This is a genomic window from Variovorax paradoxus, assembly GCF_902712855.1.
Lineage (GTDB): Bacteria > Pseudomonadota > Gammaproteobacteria > Burkholderiales > Burkholderiaceae_C > Variovorax > Variovorax paradoxus_Q.
This window is the reverse complement of the sequence record NZ_LR743507.1, coordinates 450,217-467,735: the sequence shown is the minus strand read 5'-3', so window position 1 is coordinate 467,735 and position 17,519 is coordinate 450,217. Positions and strand designations below refer to the sequence as shown.

At 68.7% G+C, this 17,519-nt stretch carries 18 protein-coding genes; 9 read left to right on the top strand and 9 right to left on the bottom strand.

Features of this window, described 5'->3' with window-relative positions; genetic code table 11:
• The first annotated feature begins 129 nt into the window (after positions 1 to 129).
• Positions 130 to 2,232: a transketolase gene (locus AACL56_RS02265; RefSeq protein ID WP_339088211.1), complete on the top strand. Its 2,103-nt coding sequence runs from the start codon at positions 130 to 132 to the stop codon at positions 2,230 to 2,232.
• Between the two features lie 59 nt (positions 2,233 to 2,291).
• Positions 2,292 to 3,293: a type I glyceraldehyde-3-phosphate dehydrogenase gene (gene gap, locus AACL56_RS02260; protein WP_339088210.1), complete on the top strand. Its 1,002-nt coding sequence runs from the start codon at positions 2,292 to 2,294 to the stop codon at positions 3,291 to 3,293.
• Between the two features lie 77 nt (positions 3,294 to 3,370).
• On the opposite strand, the gene AACL56_RS02255 is transcribed toward gap, so the two are convergent.
• The 3 genes from AACL56_RS02255 to AACL56_RS02245 form a co-directional block, all read right to left on the bottom strand.
• A complete protein-coding gene (locus AACL56_RS02255) occupies positions 3,371 to 3,979 on the bottom strand; it encodes a hypothetical protein (protein WP_339088209.1) in 609 nt (202 codons plus the stop codon).
• A gap of 23 nt (positions 3,980 to 4,002) precedes the next feature.
• Positions 4,003 to 4,671 carry a hypothetical protein gene (locus AACL56_RS02250; RefSeq protein ID WP_339088208.1) on the bottom strand — a complete coding sequence of 223 codons (669 nt, stop codon included), beginning with the start codon at positions 4,669 to 4,671 and terminating at the stop codon, positions 4,003 to 4,005.
• A 149-nt stretch (positions 4,672 to 4,820) separates the two neighbouring features.
• Entirely contained in the window at positions 4,821 to 5,129 is a 309-nt protein-coding gene (locus AACL56_RS02245; protein WP_339088207.1) for a putative quinol monooxygenase, read from the bottom strand.
• A 115-nt stretch (positions 5,130 to 5,244) separates the two neighbouring features.
• On the opposite strand from AACL56_RS02245, the gene AACL56_RS02240 reads away from it, so the two are divergent.
• Positions 5,245 to 6,570, top strand: a complete 1,326-nt coding sequence (locus AACL56_RS02240) for an Nramp family divalent metal transporter (RefSeq protein WP_339088206.1) — start codon at positions 5,245 to 5,247, stop codon at positions 6,568 to 6,570.
• Here AACL56_RS02240 and AACL56_RS02235 read toward each other — a convergent pair.
• Positions 6,557 to 7,501 (bottom strand): LysR family transcriptional regulator, encoded by a 945-nt coding sequence (locus AACL56_RS02235; RefSeq protein ID WP_339088205.1) that lies wholly within the window; start codon positions 7,499 to 7,501, stop codon positions 6,557 to 6,559. The two genes, AACL56_RS02240 and AACL56_RS02235, sit on opposite strands and share 14 nt — an antisense overlap.
• Before the next feature lie 112 nt (positions 7,502 to 7,613).
• On the opposite strand from AACL56_RS02235, the gene AACL56_RS02230 reads away from it, so the two are divergent.
• From AACL56_RS02230 to AACL56_RS02220, 3 genes are all read left to right on the top strand, one after another.
• The gene (locus tag AACL56_RS02230; protein WP_339088204.1) at positions 7,614 to 8,705 is read left to right on the top strand and encodes a tartrate dehydrogenase; all 1,092 of its coding nucleotides are present in this window, start codon (positions 7,614 to 7,616) and stop codon (positions 8,703 to 8,705) included.
• A gap of 124 nt (positions 8,706 to 8,829) precedes the next feature.
• Positions 8,830 to 9,840 (top strand): tripartite tricarboxylate transporter substrate binding protein, encoded by a 1,011-nt coding sequence (locus AACL56_RS02225; RefSeq protein ID WP_339088203.1) that lies wholly within the window; start codon positions 8,830 to 8,832, stop codon positions 9,838 to 9,840.
• Between the two features lie 84 nt (positions 9,841 to 9,924).
• Positions 9,925 to 10,215 (top strand): YciI family protein, encoded by a 291-nt coding sequence (locus AACL56_RS02220; protein WP_339088202.1) that lies wholly within the window; start codon positions 9,925 to 9,927, stop codon positions 10,213 to 10,215.
• On the opposite strand, the gene AACL56_RS02215 is transcribed toward AACL56_RS02220, so the two are convergent.
• Together AACL56_RS02215 and AACL56_RS02210 are read right to left on the bottom strand one after the other, a co-directional pair.
• A complete protein-coding gene (locus tag AACL56_RS02215; protein ID WP_339088201.1) occupies positions 10,202 to 11,293 on the bottom strand; it encodes a pirin family protein in 1,092 nt (363 codons plus the stop codon). The two genes, AACL56_RS02220 and AACL56_RS02215, sit on opposite strands and share 14 nt — an antisense overlap.
• Before the next feature lie 165 nt (positions 11,294 to 11,458).
• Entirely contained in the window at positions 11,459 to 11,875 is a 417-nt protein-coding gene (locus tag AACL56_RS02210) for a VOC family protein (RefSeq protein WP_339088200.1), read from the bottom strand.
• 152 nt (positions 11,876 to 12,027) lie between these two features.
• Between AACL56_RS02210 and AACL56_RS02205 the strand changes: the two genes are divergently transcribed.
• Positions 12,028 to 13,626 (top strand): CYTH and CHAD domain-containing protein, encoded by a 1,599-nt coding sequence (locus tag AACL56_RS02205; RefSeq protein ID WP_339088199.1) that lies wholly within the window; start codon positions 12,028 to 12,030, stop codon positions 13,624 to 13,626.
• Here AACL56_RS02205 and AACL56_RS02200 read toward each other — a convergent pair.
• From AACL56_RS02200 to AACL56_RS02190, 3 genes are read right to left on the bottom strand one after another with little or no spacing between them, the layout of a single operon-like run.
• Complete coding sequence (locus tag AACL56_RS02200; protein ID WP_339088198.1) at positions 13,623 to 14,468, bottom strand: DUF6216 family protein; 846 nt, start codon at positions 14,466 to 14,468, stop codon at positions 13,623 to 13,625. The genes AACL56_RS02205 and AACL56_RS02200 overlap by 4 nt on opposite strands.
• Positions 14,469 to 14,482: 14 nt before the next feature.
• Positions 14,483 to 14,959, bottom strand: a complete 477-nt coding sequence (locus tag AACL56_RS02195) for an FKBP-type peptidyl-prolyl cis-trans isomerase (RefSeq protein ID WP_339088197.1) — start codon at positions 14,957 to 14,959, stop codon at positions 14,483 to 14,485.
• Between the two features lie 39 nt (positions 14,960 to 14,998).
• Entirely contained in the window at positions 14,999 to 15,925 is a 927-nt protein-coding gene (locus AACL56_RS02190; protein WP_339088196.1) for a LysR family transcriptional regulator, read from the bottom strand.
• A 119-nt stretch (positions 15,926 to 16,044) separates the two neighbouring features.
• Between AACL56_RS02190 and AACL56_RS02185 the strand changes: the two genes are divergently transcribed.
• Both AACL56_RS02185 and AACL56_RS02180 read left to right on the top strand, forming a co-directional pair.
• Positions 16,045 to 16,626 carry an NADPH-dependent FMN reductase gene (locus tag AACL56_RS02185; RefSeq protein WP_339088195.1) on the top strand — a complete coding sequence of 194 codons (582 nt, stop codon included), beginning with the start codon at positions 16,045 to 16,047 and terminating at the stop codon, positions 16,624 to 16,626.
• On the top strand, positions 16,623 to 17,477 hold the full coding sequence (locus tag AACL56_RS02180; RefSeq protein ID WP_339088194.1) for a pirin family protein: 855 nt from the start codon (positions 16,623 to 16,625) through the stop codon (positions 17,475 to 17,477). Before AACL56_RS02185 ends, AACL56_RS02180 begins: the two co-directional genes overlap by 4 nt.
• Positions 17,478 to 17,519: the final 42 nt, after the last annotated feature.

Here is a 17,519-nt window from a genome sequence, read left to right as displayed (position 1 = left end):
GCGCGGGCGCCGTACAAGAGAACATCGGCGGGGTGTTCGGCCTGTATCGGCCGGGGTTGGGGCTCGCCCGGTAAAATCGCGGGTTCCCCCCTATCCCACCCACCCTTTTCCCCCGAAAGCCTCATGCCCATGGCAAACCAAGCCCTGATGGCCAACGCGATCCGCGCGCTGGCAATGGATGCCGTCCAACAAGCGAATTCCGGCCATCCGGGTGCACCGATGGGCATGGCCGACATGGCCGTCGCGCTCTGGGGCGAACACCTGCGCTACAACCCCGCGAACCCGCACTGGTTCGACCGCGACCGCTTCGTGCTCTCGAACGGCCACGCCTCGATGCTCCTGTACTCGGTGCTGCACCTCACCGGCTACGACCTGCCCATCGGCGAACTCAAGAACTTCCGCCAGCTGCACAGCAAGACCGCCGGCCACCCCGAAGTCGACGTGACCCCCGGCGTCGAAACCACCACCGGCCCGCTGGGCCAGGGCATCACCAATGCCGTGGGCTTCGCGCTGGCCGAGAAGCTGCTGTCGGCCGAGTTCAACCGCAAGGACCACGCCATCGTCGACCATCACACCTACGCCTTCCTGGGCGACGGCTGCATGATGGAAGGGATCAGCCACGAAGCCTGCGCGCTGGCCGGCGCCTGGCACCTGAACAAGCTCATCGCCCTGTACGACGACAACGGCATCAGCATCGACGGACAGGTCAAGCCCTGGTACATCGACAACGTGGCCGAGCGTTTCCACGCCTATGGCTGGCACGTGATCGGCCCGATCGACGGCAACGACGCCGCCGCGGTGTCCGCGGCCATCGCCAAGGCCAAGCAGTCGACCGACAAGCCCACGCTCATCAACTGCAAGACCGTCATCGGCAAGGGCAGCCCGAACCGCGCGGGCACCGCCAAGGCACACGGCGAGGCCCTGGGCGCCGAAGAAATCAAGCTCACGCGCGACGCCATCGACTGGCACTTCCCGCCCTTCGAGATCCCGGCCGAGGTGTATTCCGACTGGGACCACAAGGAAGCCGGCGCCAACATCGAAGCCGAGTGGAACGCGAAGTTCGCCGCCTACGCGCTGGCCTACCCCGAACTGGCCGCCGACTTCACGCGCCGCATGAAGGGCGAGCTGCCCAAGGACTTCCACCAGGTCGCGTTCGACACCGTGGTCGCCGCCCACACCAAGGCCGAGACCGTGGCCAGCCGCAAGGCCAGCCAGCTCGCGCTCGAGGCCTTCACCGCCGCGCTGCCCGAAATGCTCGGCGGCAGCGCCGACCTGACCGGCTCGAACCTCACCAACACCAAGAGCACCCCCGCCCTGCGCTTCGATCCGAAGACCGGGGCCGTGGTCATGAACGTGCCGGCCGTCGAGGCCAAGCAGGGTGCCGAGGACGAAGCCAAGCCCGAGACGCCCGCCGAAGCACCGCGCGGCACCATCGGCCGCCACATCAACTACGGCGTGCGCGAGTTCGGCATGGCGGCCATCATGAACGGCGTGGCGCTGCATGGCGGCTACATCCCCTACGGCGGCACCTTCCTCACCTTCAGCGACTACAGCCGCAACGCCATCCGCATGGCCGCGCTCATGAAGCGCCGCGTGATCCACGTGTTCACGCACGACTCCATCGGCCTGGGCGAAGACGGCCCCACGCACCAGTCGATCGAGCACGCCGCCTCGCTGCGCCTCATCCCTAACCTGGACGTCTGGCGTCCGGGCGACACGGCCGAGACCGCCGTGGCATGGGCCGTGGCGCTGCAGAACCAGTCGCGCCCGACCGCGCTGCTGCTCAGCCGCCAGAACATCGCCTACGCACCGAAGAGCGAGCTCGGCGACATCAGCCGCGGCGCCTACGTGCTGGCCGAGCCCGAAGTGGTCGGCCTCAAGAGCAAGAAGACCGCCGCCGTCATCATCGCCACCGGCTCGGAAGTGCAGCTCGCGCTGGCCGCGCAGAAGCTGCTGGCCGAGAAGAAGATCGCCGTGCGCGTGGTGTCGATGCCCTCGACCACCACCTTCGACCGCCAGGACCTTGCCTACAAGAAGTCCGTGCTGCCGAAGAAGCTGCCGCGCATCGCCGTGGAAATGGGCTGCACCGGCGGCTGGTGGAAGTACGGCTGCGCCGCCGTCGTCGGCATCGACACGTACGGCGAATCGGCCCCCGCGCCGGTGCTGTTCAAGCACTTCGGATTCACGGCCGAGAACGTCGCTGCCACGGTCGAAGCGGCCCTGCGCGACTGAGCGCCGCGCGTCCTTCGTCCGGTCCGATCACAAGTTTTTCAACCTTAGGAGCAAGTCAGATGGCTATCAAACTCGGTATCAACGGCTTCGGCCGCATCGGTCGCAACGTGCTGCGTGCAGCGGTGCAGAACTTCAAGAACGAGATCGAGATCGTTGCCATCAACGACCTGCTCGAGCCCGACTACCTGGCGTACATGCTCCAGTACGACTCGGTGCACGGCCGCTTCAAGGGTGAAGTCACGGTCGAAGGCAACACGCTGGTCGTGAACGGCAAGAAGATCCGCCTGACGCAGGAACGCGACCCGTCGCAGCTGAAGTGGAACGAGGTCGGCGCCGACATCGTGCTCGAGTCGACCGGCCTGTTCCTCACCAAGGAAACCGCGCAGAAGCACATCGACGCGGGCGCCAAGAAGGTGATCCTGTCGGCACCGTCGAAGGACGACACCCCCATGTTCGTCTACGGCGTGAACGACAAGAAGTACGCCGGCGAAGCCATCATCAGCAACGCCAGCTGCACCACCAACTGCCTGGCCCCGCTGGCCAAGGTGCTGAACGACAAGTGGGGCATCAAGCGCGGCCTGATGACCACCGTGCACGCCGCCACCGCCACGCAGAAGACCGTGGACGGCCCGAGCAACAAGGACTGGCGCGGCGGCCGCGGCATCCTGGAAAACATCATCCCCTCGAGCACCGGCGCAGCCAAGGCCGTGGGCGTGGTGATCCCCGAGCTCAACAAGAAGCTCACCGGCATGAGCTTCCGCGTGCCGACCTCCGACGTCTCGGTGGTCGACCTGACGGTCGAGCTGGTGAAGGAAGCCACGTACAAGGAAATCTGCGCCGAGATGAAGTCGCAGAGCGAAGGCGCGCTGAAGGGCGTGCTGGGCTACACCGAAGACAAGGTGGTGGCCACCGACTTCCGCGGCGACCCGCGCACCTCCATCTTCGACGCCGAAGCCGGCATTGCACTCGACGGCACCTTCGTCAAGCTCGTGAGCTGGTACGACAACGAATGGGGCTACTCGAACAAGTGCCTCGAAATGGTGAAGGTCGTTTCGAAGTAAGCGAGGCTTCCAAGCTTCAATGAAGAACGCGCCCGAGGGCGCGTTTTTTCTTGGGCACTGCAGAGAGCATCACGCCCTCACCGCAGCTTCTCGTCCCTGCGGATCTCGCTGCTCAGCTGCGACGTCAGCCGTGTCGCGGCCCTTCTCGCCGCCAGCCCGAAGTCGCCCTTGAACTCGCCGAACTCCGCCGTGCCGTGGCCTGCCGCGCGCACGCGCGTGACCTGCGCGCCGGCAGCGTCGGTCACCACACACGAGACTTCGGCGGTGAACGAGGTCGGTGGCCAGCTGATCCAGGACGACGAACTCGACTCGGTCCTGATGCGCGGCGCGAAGACCAGCGACACGCCCGCCGTCTCGTTCGCCTTCGCGTCGCCCGCCGTGCGAAGCACGACCACGTCGCGGTACACCGCGCGCAGTGCATCGCGGATGGACTTCTCCAGGTCGCGGTATGGAAAGTAGCTCACGCGGTCGCCGCTGCCGCCGGGCGTGACGACCTCGAGGTCGCGGTCGGCGTCGGTCATCACATAGGCGACCTTCTTCGGCACGAGGTGCGCCTGCGAGCGCGGCGGCGCGGTCTCGGTGATCATGGTGATCGGGTGCACGCAGCCCGCAAGCAGCGCGGTTGCGAAGGCCATGGCGGCGCCACGTCGAACCGCCGCCGCGGTCATCGGAAGAATGAACTGCATCGAAGCGCCTCCTGCCTGTCGGGTCAACGGCCGATGGCGGCCACGAACTGCGGATCGGCATACACCTTGCGCAGCAACGCGCGCACGAGGCGCGGGTACGCGGCCTGGCCGGCCGGCACGGCGACGATGCTGGCGTAGCTCGAGTCGAAAGCGGTCTCGGCGCGGTAGGTCTTGCGCAGGCGTTGCGCGTCGTCGCGCGTGACGGTGATCTCGACGTCCATGCGGCCGGTGCCGTTGATCACGCCGAGGTCGATGTCGTTCACGAGGATGCGCGCCGCAACGCGCGTGGGCGCCTTGGGGTCGTAGGCGGAAATCTCGCTCAGGTCGCGCATGAGCGCGTCCTGCAGGTACTGCGCGAAGCTGCCGCTCGGCGACAGCAATTTCGCACGGCGCAACTGCACGGTGTTGACGGGCTCTTCAGGAGCGGTGGGCTGAGCCCTGGCGAGGGCCACCATGCCGGGACGCGCCGCCTCGAGCCGGTCGAGCGCTTCGTAGTCGGCCGCATAGGGCGGTGCCAGCAACGGTGCGCAGCCGGTGGCCAGGAGGGCGGCTGCCAGCGCACCGCACACGGCCAGCGGGCGAAGGCGCCAGCCCGAGCGCCGGTGCGGGTGCCGTTTCGAGTGCGAGCGCCAGCCCGTGCGCAGGAGCTGGCGCAAACGCAAGGGCCGGCCTTGCGAGCGAAAGGTCGCCATGTCTTCAGTCCCTCTCTCCACGAGGCCCCGGATGCATGCATGGTGCATCGGTGGCGCGTGCTCCCGGCGCGACGGTAGCACGCATCGCGCGGCGCGCGAATCCATGAAGCCGCGGAACCCGAAGGTGCGCGGAGGGACGAGGGCGAACCTCAGACCGGTTCGAGCACGTGGATCAGCTTGCTCTCGACCAGTTCCTTGGTCCGCTCGCCGTGAGCCTTCATGTGCGGTGCGACCGCGTGCGCCTGCAGGTGCGCCAGCGTTTCCCATTTCTCGATCACGACGAAGGTGTCGGGGCCGAAGCTGGCCTTCGACGCGGGGATGCCCTGCGCGTCGACGGTGGCGCCGTACTCGACGCAGCCCGCTTCGGCGAGCACGGCCGCGCGGTTCCCGGCGAAGGCCTCGAGCAGTCTGGCGCGCTGGCCGGGCTTGGCGGTGATGACGGCGACGACATGAATCATTGAAATGCTCCGTGGTTGGGATGGTTGACGGGGGAACGACCGCCGACTCTAGAAGATCCGATACCTTCGTATGGGTCCCGCGCGAGACCCGTTGCCCCACCCTATCATCGCCCGCATGTTCTTCCCGCTCCCTCGCACGGCCACCGCGCCTTTCTGTCCCTCCGAGGTCAAGGGCAGCGTGACGGTCCCGCAGGACCTGCCCTTCCTCAAAAAGCTGATGCGCTATGCCGGTCCCGGCCTGCTGGTGTCGGTGGGCTACATGGACCCGGGCAACTGGGCGACCGACATCGAGGCGGGCTCGCGCTTCGGCTACGGGCTGCTGTTCGTGGTGCTGCTCGCGAGCCTCGCGGCGATGCTGCTGCAGACGCTGTGCGTGCGCCTGGGCCTGGTCACGCAGAAGGACCTGGCGCGCGCCTGCCGGCAGCACTACCCGCCGCTGGTGAACCGCCTGCTGTGGCTCGGCGCCGAGCTGGCTATCGTGGCCTGCGACCTGGCCGAGGTGCTGGGCAGCGCGCTCGCTTTGCACCTGCTGTTCGGCGTGTCGATCCCGGTGGGCATCGCGATCACGGCGTTCGACACGCTGCTGGTGCTGGGCCTGCAGGGTGCGGGCTTTCGCCGCGTCGAGGCGATCGTGCTGGGGCTGGTGGGCACCATCGCGGGTTGCTTCATCGTCGAGTTGGCGATGGCGCCGCCCAACTGGTTCGGCGTGGCGATGGGCTTCGGCCCGAGCCTGGAGCGGCTGCACCAGCCCGGCGCGCTGTACCTGGCCATCGGCATCGTCGGCGCCACGGTGATGCCGCATAACCTGTACCTGCATTCGTCCATCGTGCAGACGCGCCTGGTGGCCGACACCGACGCGGCGCGCCGCGAGGCGGTGCGCTTCTGCACGCTCGACGCGGTGGTGTCGCTGTCGCTCGCGCTGCTGGTCAACGCCGCCATCATGGTGCTGGCGGCCAGCGCCTTCCACGCCACGGGCCACCGCGAAGTGGCAGAGATCGACGACGCCTACCGGCTGCTGGAGCCCGTCGTCGGCAGCGCGCTCGCGGCCACGCTGTTCGGCATCGCGCTGCTGGCCTCGGGGCAGAGCTCGACCTTCACCGGCACCATCGCGGGACAGATCATCATGGAAGGCTTTCTCGACCTGAAGATCCCGTGCTGGCAGCGCCGCCTGATCACGCGCCTGCTGGCGCTGGGTCCGGCCTGGTTCGGCGTGTGGTGGTTCGGCGACGGCGGCGTGGGCAAGATGCTGGTGCTCAGCCAGGTGGTGCTGAGCTTCCAGCTGCCCTTTGCGATGTGGCCGCTCATCCGCTTCACCAGCCGGCGCGACATGATGGGCGACTTCGCCAACGGGCCGGTGCTCAAGTCGCTCGCGTGGCTGCTGTTCGGCGTGATCGGCGCGGCCAACGTGTGGCTGGTGGCCTCGGTGCTCAACGGCGGCTGAGCGGCGCAGACGGCGCGACCTCCTCCTTGCCGAGCGCGTCGGCGATGAAGTCGACGAACGCGCGCACGCGCGCCGACAGCTGGTGGCGCTGCGGGTACACGGCATAGATGTCGGCGTCGGGGGTGCGGTAGCTGGCGAGCACCTGGACCAGCCGGCCGCTGCGCAGGTAGCGCGCGATGTCCCACTCGGCGCGCATCAGGATGCCGTGGCCGTCGAGTGCCCAGTTGACCGCGATCTCCCCGTCGTTGGTGCTCAGTGCGCCGCGCGTCTTCACGGCCTCGGTGCGCTGCGCCGCGCCACGGCCGCTGCTCAGGCGCCACACGCCGTAGGCCTCGTCACCCTGCCGGATGCCGATGCAGCGGTGGCGTGCAAGGTCGTTGGGCACCCTGGGCTGGCCAGCACGCGCGAGGTAGGCGGGCGACGCGCACAGCAGGCGCCGGTTCGACGCGATGCGCCGTGCGATCACGCGCGCCTCGGGCGGCGCGCCGAAGCGGATGCACACGTCGAAGGCGTCGTCGGTCAGCGGCGGCGGATTCACCGACAGCTGAAGCTGCACTTCCACCTGCGGGTGCTTTCGCACGAACCTGGAGATCACCGGCGCGACGTGGCTGCGCCCGAAGCCGAGCGTGGCGTTGACGCGCAGCAGGCCTTGCGCCTCGCCCCTGGCGCCGCCCAGCAATTGCGCCATGTCGTCGATCTCGCCGAGGATGCGCCGCGCGCTGGCCACGTAGAGCTCGCCCTCGGGCGTGAGGCTCATGCGCCGGGTGGTTCGGTTCACGAGCGTGACGCCCAGGCGCGCTTCCATCTGCGCGAGCCGCTTGCTCACCGCGGGCGTGCTGATGCCGAGCTCGCGCGCCGCGGCGCTCAGGCTGCCGCAGGCCGCGAGCGTGGAGAAGAAGCCGAGGTCGGCGGGCTGGACGGGTGAAACCATGGCCACCTCACTGTTGAATCGAAGTTAAGGATGGATTCACCTGGGGCATGAATCTGTCGTTGCATCGGATCCTACAGTGGCCCATCGCACCCCACATTCAAGAGGAACATCGATGAGCAGCTACAGCATTGCCACCATTCCGGGCGACGGCATCGGCAAGGAAGTGATTCCCGCGGGGCGCCAGGTGATGGAGGCGCTGGCCGCGGCTTCCGCAGGCGCCCTTCATTTCACCTTCGAGGACTTCGGCTGGGGCGGCGACTGGTTTCGCGCACACGGCGAGATGATGCCGGCCGACGGCCTGGACGCATTGCGCAAGAAGGACGCGATTCTTTTCGGCTCCGCCGGCGACCCGCACATTCCCGACCACATCACGCTGTGGGGCCTGCGCCTGAAGATCTGCCAGGGCTTCGACCAGTACGCCAACGTGCGGCCCACGCGCATCCTGCCGGGCATCGACGGGCCGCTCAAGCGCTGCGCGCCGGGCCAGCTCGACTGGGTGATCGTGCGCGAGAACTCCGAGGGCGAATACGCCGGCGTCGGCGGCCGCGTGCACCAGGGCCACCCCATCGAGGCGGCCACCGACGTGAGCATGATGACCCGCGCGGGTGTGGAGCGCATCATGCGCTTCGCCTTCAGGCTGGCCGGCTCGCGGCCACGCAAGCTGCTCACCGTGGTGACCAAGAGCAACGCGCAGCGCCATGCGATGGTGATGTGGGACGAGATCGCGCTGCAGATCTCGAAGGAGTTCCCCGATGTGACGTGGGACAAGGAACTGGTCGACGCCTGCACCGCGCGCATGGTCAACCGCCCGGCCACGCTGGACACCATCGTGGCGACCAACCTGCACGCCGACATCCTCAGCGACCTGGCGGCCGCACTGGCGGGCAGCCTCGGCATCGCGCCCACCGGCAACATCGACCCCGAGCGCCGCTACCCGTCGATGTTCGAGCCGATCCACGGTTCGGCCTTCGACATCATGGGCAAGGGACTGGCCAACCCGGTCGGCACGTTCTGGTCGGTCGTGATGCTGCTGGAGCACCTGGGCGAGAGCGAGGCCGCGCGTCGCGTGATGCAGGCGGTGGAGCATGTCACGGCCGATCCGTCGCTGCACACGCGCGACCTGGGCGGCAACGCCACCACCGCGCAGGTGACGCGCGCCGTGTGCGCGCACATTGCCGGCGAGCCCGTGCGGCTCGCGGCCTGACGCATTCGGTACCAGCACTTCGAGCGCGCTTTCGGCGTCACCTGCCGCCGCGAGCGCCACAGCGATTTCCACGGTATCCGCGCGCCTCGATGCGCGCACCACGACAACGAGCCGGAGACAAACCATGAACGCTGCTTTCCTGAACATGCGCCGCCGGCGCACCGTGCTGGCCGCCGCCACGCTGGCATTGGGCCTGGGCGCCACCGCCCTGGCCTGCGCGCAGCAGACCGCGGCCGGTTGGCCGGCTCGGCCGATCAGCCTCGTCGTGCCGTTCCCCGCCGGAGGCACCACCGACGTGCTGGCCCGCGCGCTGGCCGACAAGCTCTCGCAGTCGCTGGGCCAGCCGGTGGTGGTCGAGAGCAAGCCCGGTGCCGGCGCCACGCTCGGCGCCGACTACGTGGCCAAGGCCAGGCCCGACGGCTACACGCTGCTGATGGGCGCGGTGCACCACACCATCGCCACCAGCGTCTACAAGAAGCTGCCGTACGACTTCCAGAAGGACCTGGCGCCCGTCACCATGGTGGCGCTGGTGCCCAACGTGCTGGTGATCAACGCGGCGAACACTCCGGCGAAGAACGTTGCCGAACTGGTGGCGCTGGCGAAGACCGCGCCCGACAGGCTGGCCTACGGCTCCAACGGCAACGGCACCGCGCAGCACCTGATCGGCACGCAGTTCCAGTCGCTCACCGGCACCCGGCTGCTGCACGTGCCCTACAAGGGCAGCGGGCCGCTCACCACCGACCTGCTGGGCGGGCAGGTGGCGATGTCCTTCGACACCATCACGCCCGTGCTGCAGCACATCAAGGGCGGCAAGCTGCGTGCGCTGGCCGTGACCACGGCCCGCCGCTCCTCCGTGCTGCCCGACGTGCCGACGCTGGAGGAAGCCGGCCTCAAGGGCTTCGACATCGGCACCTGGTTCGGCGTGCTCGCGCCGGCGGGCGTGCCGAAGGACATCGTGGCGCGGCTGAACGCCGAGATGGTGAAGATCATCCACTCGCCCGATTTCGCGCAGCGCATGCAGGCGGTCGGCGCCGAGCCGCTGGGCGGCACGCAGGAGGAGATGGCGCGGCAGATCCGGGAGGAGACCGCCAGGTTCGCGAAGCTGGTGAAGGACGGCGGCGTGTCGATCGACTAGGCGGTTACCGGTGCGCACACCTTGGCGCTCCGCACACTGGGCCGAGCCCATACGATGGCGGTTCCACGACTCTGCGTCACCACCATGTTCATCGTCACACTGACCTACATCCGGCCGCTCGACGAACTCGACGTGCTGATGGACGCGCACATCGCCTGGCTCAAGAAGCACTACGAAAGCGGCCTGTTCCTGGCATCGGGCCGGCAGGTGCCGCGCAAGGGCGGCGTGATCCTGGCGCGCTCGGGCGACCGCGACGGACTGCAGGCGGTGCTGGCGCGCGACCCGTTCGTGCTGAACGGTGCCGCGCGCACCGACATCATGGAGTTCGTGCCCAGCATGACCGCGCCGGGCGCGGAGGCACTCAAGAGCCTTTGACCGCAGCCGCCGGCGGTGCGGGCAGCTCTTCGCGCCCGCCCGGGTGCCTGGCGAAGCGCGCCGCCTGCATGCCGTGCACCGGCGCCGTATCGCCGAAGGGCCAGCCGCCGAACTGCGTGCGGCGGTAGTCCGCCATGGTCTGGCTGATCTCGGCCTGCGTGTTCATCACGAACGGGCCGTACTGCACCACCGGCTCGGCGATCGGGCGGCCCTGCAGCACGAGGAATTCGGCGGTGTCGTCGGGGCCGTTGGCCAGTTCCACGGCCATGTCCGCACGCAGCTCGATGGCCACCGGGCCCTGTACGCGCCGACCCGCGACGTTCGCCGCCGCGCCCTTGAAGAAGTACAGCATGCGGCGCGTGCCCTCGCCCGCGGCGGCGGGCAGCGTCCACTGCGCGCCGGGCGCCATCTTCAGCGTCCAGATGGCCACGTCGGCGTCGGCCTGCGCGGCCCACGAGTCGGGCGGCGGCGCCAGCGGCTGGATCGGCTGCGTTCCGGCCGCGGCATCGCCCAGGCGGCCGGCGATCACGGCGACCTCGGTGCGCCCGCCCTTCGCGTCGTCCGATGCGAAGCGCGGGATCGCGTCCGACCAGAACATGGTGAAGTGCGGCTCGGCCATCTTGCTCCGGGCGGGCAGGTTCAGCCAGATCTGGAACAGCTCCAGCGGGTTGGGCGCAGCGGCATCGAGCAGCGGGAACATCTCCGAATGCACGATGCCCTTGCCGGCCGTGAGCCACTGCACGTCGCCGCCGCCGAAGCGCGCGGTGGCGCCCAGCGAGTCGGAATGATCCACCAGGCCCTTGCGCACGATGGTCACCGTCTCGAAGCCGCGGTGCGGGTGCGAGGGAAAGCCCGGCACGGCGTCGCCGTGGTACATGCTCCAGCCGTCCTTGCGGCTGAAGTCCTGGCCGATCTGGCGGCCGGCCAGCGAGGCGGCCGGGCCCATCCGGCCGTTGCCCTGCGGGTAGGCGTCGTCGTGGTAGACGCAGAACAGGAACGGGTCGATCGTCTGCCACGGAAAGCCGAGGGGCGCGATCTGCACGATGGGGCTGAGGCTCTTGTTGTCTTCTTCGGACATGTCGGTATTCCTTTGCGCGGTGGGCAGGGCCGATGTTGCCTTGCCGGTGCCTGGAATATCGGGGCGCCGCCGCCGTCCGGTAGATGCCTTGCCTGCAACAGTGAAGAGCGCGTATGGAACGATGGGCATCGTTCTTTCCTCCGTGCTTTCCGGGCGCGGCCGCTGCTACTGCTTCGGCATCTCGGCGTTCGGGTCCATGTAGACCAGCTCCCACAGGTGGCCGTCGATGTCCTGGAAGCCGTGCCCGTACATGAAGCCGTAGTCCTTCGGCTCGGTCGGCGTGGTGCCGCCGGCGGCCCTGGCCTTGGCCACGAGGTCGTCGACCTCGGCGCGGCTCTCGCACGAGAGGCACAGCAGCACCTCGGTGCTCTTGCCGGTGTCGGCGATGGCCTTGGTGGTGAAGGTCTTGAAGAAGTCCTCCACCAGCAGCATGACGTGGATGCTGTCCTTCTGCACCACCATGCAGGCGGCGTTGGCGTCGGTGAACTGCGGGTTGAACGTGTAGCCCAGCGCGGCGAAGAAAGCCTTGGTCTTGTCGAGGTCCTTGACGGGGAGGTTCACGAAGATCTGCTTGGTGGCCATGGTGTCGTCCTGTGTGTGGATGAAGAAGGTCTGGAAGAGGGGTTTGCCGGCGTCTTGTGTACGCCGTCCACAAAAGATACCAAACAAACTGGACGGCGTCCACAAGGGTTTCCGAGGCAGTGGCCGCCACCGGGGGCGCATCATGGGCGGCTATGGAAATCGAATTCAAGTTCTGCATCCCGTCCGAGCGACTGAAAGCCGTCGAGGCCGCCCTGAAGCGCGGCACCGTCGAGCGCACCCGCCTGCAGGCCCGCTACTTCGATACCGCCGACCTGCGACTGGCCGCCGACGGAATGGTGCTGCGGCTGCGCAAGGAAGGGGCGCGCTGGGTGCAGACCGTGAAGGCCACGGGCGACAACGCGCTGCACCGGCTCGAGCACAACGTCGACCTCGGCACGGCCGCCCGGGCCGGCGCGGCACCGCAGATCGATCCGCTGCGCCACCAGGGCACGCCGGTGGGCGACCGGCTTGCGAGGCTGCTGGCCGAGGGCGGCGGCGCTTCCCTGGTCGAGCGGCAATCGACCGACATCGTGCGGCTCACGCGCGACGTGCGCGTCACCGGGCCCGGCGCGGCGGTGGTCGAGATGGCGCTGGACGTGGGCAAGGTCGTCGCACACGCGGGCACGCCCGAGCAGCGCGAATCGCCCGTGTGCGAACTCGAGCTCGAGCTGAAGCGCGGCGACGTGCAGGGCCTGGTGTCGCTCGCGCGGCGCTGGTCGCAGCAGCACGGGCTGTGGTTCAGCACCGTCTCCAAGGCCGAGCGCGGCGCGCGGCTGCTGGCGGCGCAGGAAACCGCCGAGGCGGTGAAGGCCGAGCCGCCGCGCTTCGCCACGCAGCACCCCGACGGCCGCGCCGTCCAGCAGGCCGTGGTGGCGGCGTGCCTGGCGCAGATGCTGCCCAACGCGAGCGAGATCGCCGCCGGCAGCACCGACGAGGAGCAGGTCCACCAGCTGCGCATCGGCATCCGACGGCTGCGCACCGCGCTGCGGGAACTCGCACCGCTCGATGCGTCGTCGGCGCATTTCCTGCCTGCCGACTGGGAGCCGCCGCTGGTCGACGCCTTCCGCGCGCTGGGCGAACTGCGCGACCGCGAGCAGGTGGTGAAGCTGGCACAACCCCGGCTGCGCGAGGCCGGCGGGCCGGAGTTCGATCCGCTGGCGGGCGATGCGGCGGGCAACAACACCCCGTCGCCCGGCGACGTGGTGCGGGCACCGGCGTTCCAGGACGTGCTCGTGTCGCTGATCGGCTTCACTGCGCTACCCGCGACAGACGCGGCAGACGTGACAGGCGACGCGGACGGCAAGACCGATGATGCGGGCGGGCCCGTCGATGCGGACGATGCGCGCCGCCTGCTGCGCAAGCGCCTGCAGCGGCTGCACAGGCAGGCCGTGCGCGACGGCGAGCGCTTCGAGTCGCTCGACACCGAAAGCCGGCACCGCGTGCGCAAGCGGCTCAAGCGCCTGCGCTATCTCGCGGAGTTCGTGGCGCCGCTGTTCGATGGAGACGGCGACAACGGCAAGGACGCCGCCGAGCGCTACCTGAAGGCGCTGCGCCCCGCACAGGACGCGCTCGGCGATTTCAACGACGAAGCCGTGGCGATGGCGCTGTACCGCGACGCCGCCGAGCGCGACGCGCGGGCCTGGTTCGCGGTGGGATGGTTCGCCGCGCGGCATCCGGCGGGAGCGAAGGCGTGCCGGAAGGCCCTGGGAAAGATCGAGGACGCGCCGCGGTTCTGGAAGAAGCGCGGCTAGTTGCCGAAGTCCAGCGCCAGCTGAGAGTCTGGCAGCGACGGATCCAGCCTGCGGGCGGCCAGGTGCTTCGCCACGTATCCCGTAGCCCAGGCAAGGAAGGAAATCCAGCAGAGCCAGATCGCGAAGCCGATCAGAAGCACGCAGGTCCAGCGCTGTTCTTTCAGCGAATCCTTGATGAAGGCCGCGGTGTCTTTGTCCTTGAGGACGCCGCAAAGAATACCCACCTCGTTCTCGCTGAAGGATGTTCGTTCCGCGTTGAGGGCTGCCGGCTGCGAGCAGTCATCGATGCGCAACGGCTCGGGCCCGAACGGAAGGATGGATCGAAGTGCCTTGGCCTGTGTCGCGGTGGCGGCGAATGTCCGCTGCGTCGCCTTGAGCGTGAGGAACGCCTGATCGCGAAAGAGAGCCGTCGTGCTGGCAATGAAGAGCAGCATTCCGATCGCGACACCGGCAAGCCTCAGGCCCTGGAGTGTGCGCGACGGCAGTTTGTGCTGCCTGATCTGGCGAAGCTCCACATCGAAGAGTTCGCCGCACATGCTTAGCGCCCTCATTTGCACGCCGTTGCGTTTTGCCCATTGAATGAGCTGTCTGGCCTGCGCCAGGCTGTTGACCTTTACGCCGGCGAACAGGCGAAACGAAATCAGGCTGGTCTGCTCATCGATGAAAGCGCGAACTTCCGGATCGGTGATTTCCTGCTTGCCATGAACCAGTTGCCACAGCCGGTGCATCAGCACATGGAGCGACTCCGTTCGCCAGATGACCCAAACGAAGGCCATGCAGATCAGCGAAGGAGCCGCAATGCTCAGGAAGCTTGAAAGGCTGGGGAGTGTGGCGAAGTCCATCGCCACAGTCTGCCTCAGTGATGGTGCCCGTGCGCCCCATGCACATGCCGGTGCTCGATCTCCACCGGCAGCGCGGCGCGCACGTCGGTCACCTGCAGGCTGAACTTCAGCGCCTTGCCGGCCCACGGGTGGTTGCCGTCGAGCAGCACCACGGGGCCCTTGATCTTCATCACGGTGAAGACATGTTCGCGCCCGTCGTCGAGCCGGCCCTGCAGCTGGCCTCCCACCTTCACGCCCGGCGGGAAGTCGGTCTTGGGAATGCTGCGCACCAGCGTCTCGTCGCGCTGGCCGAAGGCGTCCTCGGGCGAGAGGCTCACCACGGTCTGGTAGCCCTTTTCCTTGCCGTCGAGCGCTTCCTCGATCTTGGGCAGCGTGTTCTCGTACCCGCCATGCAGGTAGGCCATCGGCTCGGGGCTCGCCTCGATGAGCTTGCCCTGGGCATCGGAGACCTTGTACTTGATGGTGACGACGGTGTCTTTTTCGATTTTCATGGGGTCGCATTCTCAGTGGAAACCGGAAAACGCTGCCGGTCAGGCTTTCCCCGTGTCCGGCGCACCGAGCAACAGGCCCATCTGGCCCAGCTTGCCGACCACGAGCTCGATGAAGGCCGACACCGCCAGCGGCAGGTGCTTGCGGCTCGGGTACACCACGCTCAGCCCGCGTCCGGTGTAGCGGTACTGCGGCAGCACCCGCACCAGCAAGCCTTCCTGCTCGTCGCGCGTTGCGATCGGCGGCGGCAGCTGCACGATGCCCAGCCCGGCCAGCGCCGCCTTGCGCAGCGCCTGCGCGGTGTTGCCGGTGAAGCGGCCGCCGACCTGCACTTCTTCCTCGACGCCGTCGGGTCCGGTGAGCCGCCATGTGGTGCGTCCGCCGGGGTGCGGCGGCGTCACGCAATCGTGGGCCGCGAGTTCCTGCAGCGTGGCAGGTGCGCCGCGGCGCGCGAGGTAGGCGGGGCTCGCCAGCAGCCCGCCGCTGCGGGTGGCCATGCGCCGTCCGATGTAGCCCGAATCGCGCAGCGGGCCGCCGCGGAAGGCCACGTCGATCTGCTCGGCGATCAGGTCGGCGGGTGCGTCGCTGAGCACGAAGTCCAGCTTCACCAGCGGGTGTTCGGCCAGGAAGTCCGACACCCATTCCATGGGAAAGAAATCGAAGAAGTCCGCCGGCGCCGCCACGCGCACCAGCCCGCTCGGCGCTTGGCCGCCCGCCACCAGGGCCTGGCCCGCCGCCACCAGCCCGTCGACCGCGCCGGCGCAGCGGTCGTGGAAGTCCTGGCCCGCGCCGGTCAGCGTGAGCTTGCGGGTGGAGCGCTGCATCAGCCGGGTGCCCAGCTGGGCCTCGAGCTGCTGGATGCGCCGGCTCAGCGTGTTGGGCGGCACGCCGAGCCGGCGGCCGGCCTCGGCAAAGCTGCCGCAGCGCACCACCTGCACGAATACGGCGACGTCGTTGAGATCGAGCATGGCGGTCTGATTCCTTCGAATTCTGGACGAGTGCAATCCGACTCTACCGTCTAGTCGATCAATGGGTGCATGCCTAACCTTCTTCCCATTCCTCAACTGTCCATTTCCCAGGAGCACACATGACCCCACAACCCCGCATCGGCATCATCCTCGGCTCGACCCGCGAAGGCCGCTTCGGCGAGAAGCCCGCGCAGTGGATCACCGACATTGCCAGCCAGCGCACCGACCTGGCCTTCGAGCTGGTCGACCTGCGCGACCATCCGCTGCCCTTCTTCGACGAAGCCGGCGCGCCGGCCTGGGGCCCGGTGAAGAACGAGGCCGCGCAGCGCTGGCGGGCGAAGCTGGCCACCTTCGACGGGCTGATCGTCGTCACGCCCGAGTACAACCACGGCCCGAGCGCGGTGCTGAAGAACGCGATCGACTGGGCCTACAAGGAGTTCGTGCGCAAGCCGGTCGGCTTCGTCGGCTACGGCGGCGTGGGCGCTGCGCGCGCCATCGAGCAGCTGCGGCTGGTGGCCGTCGAGATGCAGATGGCGCCGGTGCGCCACGCGGTGCACATCGGCATGGTGGAGTTCCTGGGCATCTGGCAGCAGGGCAAGCGCTTCGAAGACTTCCCGCACCTCGCGCAGGCGGCCACCGCCATGCTCGACGACATGGCCTGGTGGACCCGGGCGCTGAAGACCGCCAGGGAGGCGGCATGACCGCCGCTGTCGCAACGCAGGCCCGCGCCATCGTCCACCGCACGCGCGGTTCGCGGCACGGCGGCATCACGCGGCTCGTGAGCCCCGGCGACCTGGGCGAATACCTGAAGCCGTTCGTGTTCCTCGACCTGTTCGGCTTCGACACCACGGGCGGCCACAAGGGCTTCGGGTTGCATCCGCACTCGGGCATCGCGACGCTCACCTACCTGATGGAAGGCGACACGCTCTATGACGACACCACCGGCGAGCGCGGCACGCTGCGCGGCGGCGGCGTCGAATGGATGCGCGCGGGCAACGGCGTGTGGCACACCGGCGCCCCCGCACCCGGCGTGCAGCGCGTGAGCGGCTTCCAGCTGTGGGTCGCGCTGCCCGCTTCGGAAGAGAACGCGCCGGCGCAGAGCATGTACCTCGCGCCCTCCCAGGTGCCGCAGGACGGACCGGCGCGCGTGCTGCTCGGGCGCCACGGCGCGGCGCAGAGCGCCATCGCCGCACCGGCGCCGATGAACTACCTCGCCGTCGAACTGAAGGATGGCGAGCGCTGGCGCTACATGCCGCCCGCGGGGCACACCGTGGGGTGGCTGGCGGTCAGCGCGGGCGCGCTCGAGGCGGGCGACGACAGCGGCGGCCCGGTCGGCGCGGGCGAACTCGCGGTGTTCGAGGAATCCGGCGAGGCGATCAACCTCGTGGCCCAGGGCGACACGCGCTTCGTGCTCGGCTCGGCCGTCCCGCACCCGCACGAGCTGGTGATGGGCCACTACTCGGTGCACACCAGCCGGGCCGCGCTGGACCAGGGCGAGGCCGAGATCCGGCGCATCGGCGCGAAGCTGAGGCAGGAAGGCCGGCTCGGGTAGGTCGCGCAATCCCGGTGTGCATGCGGCGGGCGGCTGCGCCAG

Excerpts from the sequence above, each read along its gene's own strand:
- AACL56_RS02240 (WP_339088206.1), top strand. The coding sequence starts at position 5,245 with ATGTTCTTCCCGCTCCCTCGCACGGCCACCGCGCCTTTCTGTCCCTCC.
- gap (WP_339088210.1), top strand. The coding sequence starts at position 2,292 with ATGGCTATCAAACTCGGTATCAACGGCTTCGGCCGCATCGGTCGCAAC.
- AACL56_RS02215 (WP_339088201.1), bottom strand. The coding sequence starts at position 11,293 with ATGTCCGAAGAAGACAACAAGAGCCTCAGCCCCATCGTGCAGATCGCG.
- AACL56_RS02210 (WP_339088200.1), bottom strand. The coding sequence starts at position 11,875 with ATGGCCACCAAGCAGATCTTCGTGAACCTCCCCGTCAAGGACCTCGAC.
- AACL56_RS02195 (WP_339088197.1), bottom strand. The coding sequence starts at position 14,959 with ATGAAAATCGAAAAAGACACCGTCGTCACCATCAAGTACAAGGTCTCC.
- AACL56_RS02185 (WP_339088195.1), top strand. The coding sequence starts at position 16,045 with ATGACCCCACAACCCCGCATCGGCATCATCCTCGGCTCGACCCGCGAA.
- AACL56_RS02245 (WP_339088207.1), bottom strand. The coding sequence starts at position 5,129 with ATGATTCATGTCGTCGCCGTCATCACCGCCAAGCCCGGCCAGCGCGCC.
- AACL56_RS02250 (WP_339088208.1), bottom strand. The coding sequence starts at position 4,671 with ATGGCGACCTTTCGCTCGCAAGGCCGGCCCTTGCGTTTGCGCCAGCTC.
- AACL56_RS02205 (WP_339088199.1), top strand. The coding sequence starts at position 12,028 with ATGGAAATCGAATTCAAGTTCTGCATCCCGTCCGAGCGACTGAAAGCC.
- AACL56_RS02230 (WP_339088204.1), top strand. The coding sequence starts at position 7,614 with ATGAGCAGCTACAGCATTGCCACCATTCCGGGCGACGGCATCGGCAAG.
- AACL56_RS02190 (WP_339088196.1), bottom strand. The coding sequence starts at position 15,925 with ATGCTCGATCTCAACGACGTCGCCGTATTCGTGCAGGTGGTGCGCTGC.
- AACL56_RS02225 (WP_339088203.1), top strand. The coding sequence starts at position 8,830 with ATGAACGCTGCTTTCCTGAACATGCGCCGCCGGCGCACCGTGCTGGCC.
- AACL56_RS02220 (WP_339088202.1), top strand. The coding sequence starts at position 9,925 with ATGTTCATCGTCACACTGACCTACATCCGGCCGCTCGACGAACTCGAC.
- AACL56_RS02255 (WP_339088209.1), bottom strand. The coding sequence starts at position 3,979 with ATGCAGTTCATTCTTCCGATGACCGCGGCGGCGGTTCGACGTGGCGCC.
- AACL56_RS02265 (WP_339088211.1), top strand. The coding sequence starts at position 130 with ATGGCAAACCAAGCCCTGATGGCCAACGCGATCCGCGCGCTGGCAATG.
- AACL56_RS02180 (WP_339088194.1), top strand. The coding sequence starts at position 16,623 with ATGACCGCCGCTGTCGCAACGCAGGCCCGCGCCATCGTCCACCGCACG.
- AACL56_RS02235 (WP_339088205.1), bottom strand. The coding sequence starts at position 7,501 with ATGGTTTCACCCGTCCAGCCCGCCGACCTCGGCTTCTTCTCCACGCTC.
- AACL56_RS02200 (WP_339088198.1), bottom strand. The coding sequence starts at position 14,468 with ATGGACTTCGCCACACTCCCCAGCCTTTCAAGCTTCCTGAGCATTGCG.